At 71.4% G+C, this 5951-nt stretch carries 5 protein-coding genes; 2 read left to right on the top strand and 3 right to left on the bottom strand.

Features of this window, described 5'->3' with window-relative positions:
- Positions 1-216 precede the first annotated feature (216 nt).
- On the top strand, positions 217-693 hold the full coding sequence (locus VKH46_09345; protein HKB71035.1) for a low affinity iron permease family protein: 477 nt from the start codon (positions 217-219) through the stop codon (positions 691-693).
- On the opposite strand, the gene VKH46_09340 is transcribed toward VKH46_09345, so the two are convergent.
- Positions 686-3169 carry a hypothetical protein gene (locus tag VKH46_09340; GenBank protein ID HKB71034.1) on the bottom strand — a complete coding sequence of 828 codons (2484 nt, stop codon included), beginning with the start codon at positions 3167-3169 and terminating at the stop codon, positions 686-688. The two genes, VKH46_09345 and VKH46_09340, sit on opposite strands and share 8 nt — an antisense overlap.
- Positions 3170-3228: 59 nt before the next feature.
- Between VKH46_09340 and VKH46_09335 the strand changes: the two genes are divergently transcribed.
- Positions 3229-3606: a response regulator gene (locus VKH46_09335; GenBank protein ID HKB71033.1), complete on the top strand. Its 378-nt coding sequence runs from the start codon at positions 3229-3231 to the stop codon at positions 3604-3606.
- Positions 3607-4008: 402 nt separating this feature from the next.
- Here the strand turns inward: VKH46_09335 and VKH46_09330 are convergent, their stop codons facing one another.
- Together VKH46_09330 and VKH46_09325 are read right to left on the bottom strand one after the other, a co-directional pair.
- Entirely contained in the window at positions 4009-4533 is a 525-nt protein-coding gene (locus VKH46_09330; protein ID HKB71032.1) for a methylated-DNA--[protein]-cysteine S-methyltransferase, read from the bottom strand.
- A partial coding sequence (locus VKH46_09325; protein ID HKB71031.1) for an AlkA N-terminal domain-containing protein occupies positions 4515-5951 on the bottom strand: 1437 nt, incomplete at its 5' end. The genes VKH46_09325 and VKH46_09330, both read right to left, overlap by 19 nt.

Raw genomic sequence — 5951 nt, 5'->3', positions numbered from 1 at the left:
CATCGAGCGAATACGGGCGGGTGCCGGCCCGCGCCGCCGTCGCCGTACGCTCACCGGTACGACTCGGGACATCGCGGGCCGACCCCCATCCCGTCTCGCTCGCGCCTCGCCGTGCCTCATCGTCCATCGTCGCGCTCTTGCAAGCTCGATGATTCATGCCGGCCACCAGGCTCGTGGCGCTCTCCTTGCAGAGGCGTTTCGCGAGGAGATACCCGCATGGCAGACAAACCGAATCGACTGAGCCTTCTGTTCGAGAGCTTCGCGCGGGCGGTCACGCGATTCACGGGAAGCACCCTCGCCTTCATCGTCGCGGCGGCGATCATCATCGTGTGGGGCGCGACGGGGCCGCTCTTCCGTTACTCCGATACCTGGCAGCTCGTCATCAACACCGGCACGACGATCGTCACGTTCCTGATGGTCTTCCTGATCCAGCGCTCGCAGAACAACGACTCCCGCGCGGTCCATCTCAAGTTGAACGAGATCGTCGCCGCCCTCGAAGGAGCGAGCAGCCGGCTCGTCAACGTGGAGGACTTGAGCGAGGACGAGCTCAAGGTGCTGCATCACTATTATCAGCGCATCGCGGAGCTCGCCAAGTCGGATTCGAACCTGAAGGAATCGCATTCGATCGAGGAGGCGGCGGCCCGCCACGAAGCGCGAATGTCTGCCCGCGGAAAGAAGGCCGCCCTCAAGTAGAACGGCGCCGGCGGAGGCCGAGTGTGGCGGCCGCCAGCGCCGCGGCGAGGGCCGTCGCTCCGGCGACGGCGAGCGCCGTCCCGAGCCGCGGGGGCGCATACGAGAGCGTGATGCGGTGCCGCCCGGGCCGCGCCGCGACGGCGAGGAACGGGCCGTTCGCCCGGCCGACCGGTAGCGGTCCGCGTTCGTCGCGCGCGCGCCACCCGCCGTCCTGGACCTCGCTCGCGACGACGACACGGGATGCCCGTCCGGGCACGTCGGCGGTGAACGAAATCTCGTTTCCGCCCTCGCGGATCCCGGAAACCGGAACCGTCTCGCCGCCGACGGCCGCGGGGAGCGGCGCGTCCCCGTCGGAAACGACGAGCGCCTTCTTCGCGCCGTAACCCTCCCCCAGGATGTCGGAGGGCTGCCGTCCGAACGCGGCGAAGGCGTTTTCGGGATGCCCCGCCGGAACGCTTCCGGTGACGACGACCGTTTCCGGCGCCCACACTCTCGCGAGGGCGGCGGAGTTGCGATACACGATCCCGTCTGCTCCGGAATACGCCGGCCGCCACCGCGGGCCGGGCGCCGCGGCGCCCGGCGGACCCACGAGGTACTCGACGTTGAGCCAGTCGAGGGCGGCGGCATCCGGATGCTTCAGGGCCTTGAAGTAATCGGCCGGCGGATAACCCGCCGCGGCATCGAGGAAGGAGACGTAGTCGAAGCGTTCCAGCGGGTCGTGGGTGCGAATGTCCTCGGTTCCGGCGAAGACGTTCGAGTTCGGAAAGAGGCATACATCCATGCCGGCGGTCCGGAACGATCCGGGCCGGCCGCGCAGAAACGCGACGAGCGGCGTCTCGGGGAACACCGCGGACGAGCGCCCGAAACGGTCGAGAGGGCGTGCGATCGCGAAGAGCTCCGCGACGGTGGCGGCGGCGAGCACCGCGAAGGCGATGCCCGTCCGGGCGTCGGCGCGCGTCCGACGCCGCGCGGCGGCGATTCCCGCTCCGCCGATTGCGGCGAGAAGGACGAAGAGCGACCCGAAGGCGATCGCCTGGGCGCGATAGGCGCCGATCGCCACGTAGGCGCTCCGGTAGCGGAGGAAGACGGCGGCGCCGAGAAGGGCGAAGGCGGCGGCCGCGGCGGTCAGCGCGAGCGCTCTCCGCGGGTCCGCGGAGACGTCGCGGCGCCAGCGATCGAACTCGAAGGCGGCGATCGTCGCGACGCAGAGGGGGAGCCACCCCTGGAAGCGGAGGGGGAGCATCATGCCGAGCCCCGGAATGCGCGCGAGAACCTCGACCGCCGGCCATGTCCACGTCGCGGCGGCGACGGCTCCCGCGGCCATCGCCGCGAGCGCGAACGTTTCTCGCCGCCGGCGGGACCCCGGCCGGAGCGTCATCAGCACGAGCACCCACGCGGCCGCGCCGGCGTAGCCGGAGGACACTTCCGGGAACGCGTATCCGACCCGCGGAAACATCGGCGCGCGGAACGAGTCGCCGTAGGCCAGCGGAAAGAGCGGAACGAGGAACCCGGGCTTCCAGCGCGGCGCATGCGGCGCCCACGAAGCCGCCGCGACGGCGCCGCTCATCCGGCCCGCGTTCACCCGCCGGTTCGACGCCTGGATCGCCGCCACCTGCGGAAGGAGGATCGGCGCGGAGAGCCCGATCGCGACGACCGCGGCGAGCGCGGCTCCCGCGACGACCGCGCGGGGTGAAGTCCAGGCGCGGAAGACGAGACGGAAGAGCGTCCAGACGAGGGCGAACGAGGCGCCGACCGCCGCGCTCTCGGGATGGCCTCCGGCCGCCCAGGCGACGAGGACCGCCGCGAGCAGGACGGCCGATCGGATGCGCCCGCGCGGATCGTCCATCCGTTCGAGGAGGAAGAGCGCCCAGGGCCAGAGCGCGACGACGGACGCGAACGGCCACGGCAGCCAGACGGTGATCAGGAGCGAGAAGCCGAACGCGACCGCGCCGAGGAACGCCGCGGCCCGGGAAACGCGGAGCTCCGAGAGCCACAGCCACGCGCCCGAGAGCGCCGCGAGGAGGCGCAGCGCTTCGGCGAGCGTGAACGAACGCCCGAGCGGCAGGGGGAGACCCGCGAGGGTGAAGGGAGAGAACGCGGCGGACTGGCCGTTCCCCGCGAGGGGGGTTCCGCAGCCGTTCCACCGGTCGAGCCACGGGACCGTGCCGGACTTCCACGCGAGGCGCACCGCCCGGGTCCACGGGGCGATCTGGAGGGCGATGTCGTTCAAGTTCGGATTTCGACGAGGATCCGGATCTCCGAACGGGGCGGGAAGCGACGTCCACGGAGGGATCAGCCGCACGTCCTGCACCGGGATCGCCGTCCGGTCCGACACGAATCCCGGAAGGAGATAGGCGACGGGCAGGAGGACGAAAGCGGCGAAGACCGTCCTCGGAATGGGCCGCCGGACGAAGCGCGCGGCCGCCGCGGCGAGCCCCGCGCCGGCGCCGTAGAGGAGCCAGAGGAGCAGCGTCAAGATGCGCGGAGTCTACAGGACGCCTCGCCGTGCACGACCCTTGCAAGGGATCCGGCATCATGAACGAACGGCCCATTTCCCGAAAGATCCTGATCGTCGAGGACGATTCCCGTCTCCGGGGCGGCCTCGGGGAGCTCCTCCGGCAGAACGGCTACGAGGTCGTCGCCGCGGCGACCGGGGAGCAGGCGATGTCGCATCTGCGATCCGACCGGCGGACGGACCTGATCGTGCTGGACCTGCGGATGCCCGGGATGAACGGGTGGCAGTTCCGCTCGGAGCAGCGCCGCGACACCGCGCTGGCTTCGATCCCGGTGATTGTCGCGACCGCGGACTGGAACGCGGAATCGGAGGCGCAGACGCTCGGGGCCGTGTGCTGTCTCAAGAAGCCGTACACGCCGAGGCAGCTCGTGGAGTCGATTCGCCGCTTCGCGGCATGAAGAAGGGTTAGCCGGCGCGGCGATGCATCGGTCGCGGGAGCTGGCTCGGGGGGACGGGAGGCGCGTGGCGGCTCCCGCGGCTCGTCGAATCTCCCTCATCCGGCCTACGGCCGCGACCTTCTCCCGGCGGGAGAAATCGCGCGGAGACGTCGCTTCGCGACGCAGCCTTGTGTCGACTCGGCCGCGGAGCCGTCACCCCCTCGCCGGCGCTCCCGCTCCCGCGGCGCAAGTCGTCTCGGCGAGCGTTGCGCGAGACTTCGTCGCGCCGCGAAGGGGCTCCGGGTCCCGTGTCCGACCATCCCCGTTCGGTGCCTGGCCGACAGTGACATCGCGTCCGGTAGCCGCCTCGCCGCGCTTTAGAGTTTGCGCGGGACGCAATCCGGGCGCTTTGAACGGCTGAACTCAGAACAGGCGCGCTGTTTTCTTTCCGGGGGCGACGGCCCCTTCGTGCCGCAGGAGCCATTCCTTTCGATCCAACCGGCCGGCGTAGCCGCGAAGAGCCCCGTCGCTCCCGATCACCCGGTGGCAGGGAACGACGATCGGGATCGGGTTGACGCGGTTCGCGCTTCCGACGGCGCGGACCGCGCGCGGACGTCCGATCGCGCGGGCGATCTCGCCGTACGAGCGGGTCTCGCCCGCGGGGATGGTTCGCAGGCAGTCCCACACCCGCCGCTGGAATTGCGTGCCGCCGGGATCGAGTGGAATCCCCTCGAAATCCTCCCGTGCTCCCGAGAAATAGCGATCGAGCGCGCGGCGAATCCGGTCGAGGAGCGCCTTCCGGGCCGCGCTCGGCGCGACGCGGGGCCGTTCGGCGCGCGTTCGATTCGCGACCGCGTCCGGAAAGGAGATTCGGCACAGGCCGTCGTCGCTCGCCGCGACGCACAGCGGTCCGAGGGGAGAGTCGATCTTCATTTCCGTGATTTCCATGAGTTCCTTCCTTCCTTTCCGGCGGCTCGCCGCCAGAGATAGAACGCCGCGTAGGCGCGCCACGGGCGCCACGCGGCCGAACGCTCTTCGACGGCGGAGGCGGGAAGAGTCGTTCCGGGGACGACCAGTCGCCGGAGCCAGAGGTCGCCGGCGGGGAACGCGTCCGGTTCCGACAGCGCGCGCATCGCGACGTAATGGGCCGTCCACGGGCCGAGCCCGGGAATCGCCGTCAGCCGCGCGACGAACGCCTCGACGTCCTTCGCCCCCTGGCCGTCGATCTCGCCGCGCGCGAACGCTCCGGCGAGCGCCCGCAAGGCGGCCGCGCGCTTTCCGGGGATCCCGATCCGCGCGATGTCCGCTCGGGCGACGTCGCCGGGACGCGGGAAGAGGTGCGTCACTCCCGCCTCGGGCGTGGAAAGGGGCTCCCCCAGCTCGCGGACGAGGCGGCCGGCGAGCGTCGTCGCGGCGGCGATCGTCACCTGCTGGCCGAGAACGGCGCGGACCGCGATCTCGAAAGGGTCCCAGCATCCCGGCACCCGGATCCCGGGCGCCCGCCGCACGTCGGGCGCGAGCTCGGGGTCGCGAGCGAGATCGCGGGCGATCGTCGCGACGTCGGCGTCGACGTCGAAGAGTCTCCTCGCGCGCGCGGAGATCGCGAGGAGCTCCGGCGCGCCGATGGCCGGAACCTTGAGCTCGAGCGCGTTCTCGCCGGGGGCTGGCCCGATTTCGAGGATGCCCGGACTCCCTCCGTCCGTGAACGACCGCCGATAGCGTCCTCCTTCGAAGGACTCGACCCCCGGGATCGCGCGCGCCGAAAGGAACTCCGCGAGATCGTTCCAGCGGTAGGGAGGCTGGTACGGGAGCCGCAGCGAGAGCTCGCGGGCCGCTGCCGGACGCTCGGGGCTCGTTTTGCGGTATTCCGCGGGAGTGCAGTCGAACGCTTCGCGAAACGCCTCGTTGAAGCGGCGGATGCTGCGAAATCCCGCGGAAAACGCGACGGAGGCGACCGGCAGGTCGGTTTCCCGGAGGAGGTTGCGGGCGAAGTGAACGCGGCGGGTGGCCGCGATCTCCGCCGGAGACGCGCCGAGCTCGTGGCGGAAGAGCCGGCGCAGGTGCCGCTCTCCGACTCCGAGCCGGCCCGAAAGCGCGTCGACGGGCCGCTCGTCGAGGATGCCGTCGGAGATGAGACGGAGCGCGCGGGCGACGGTCGCCGACGTCCCGGCCCACGCGGGCGTCCCCGGCGCGGCGTCCGGCCGGCAGCGGCGGCAGGCCCGGAAGCCTTCTCGTTCGGCGGCCGCGGCGCACGGGAAGAATCGCACGTTCTCGCGGCGCGGCGTCCTCGCGGGACAGACGGGACGGCAGTAGATGCCGGTCGTCGTCACGGCCGTGAAGAACCGCCCGTCGAACCGGGAGTCGCG

Source organism: Thermoanaerobaculia bacterium (assembly GCA_035260525.1).
Classification (GTDB): Bacteria; Acidobacteriota; Thermoanaerobaculia; order UBA5066; family DATFVB01; genus DATFVB01.
Note: the sequence above shows the minus strand (reverse complement) of the source record. Positions and strands in the feature narration are given on the sequence as shown.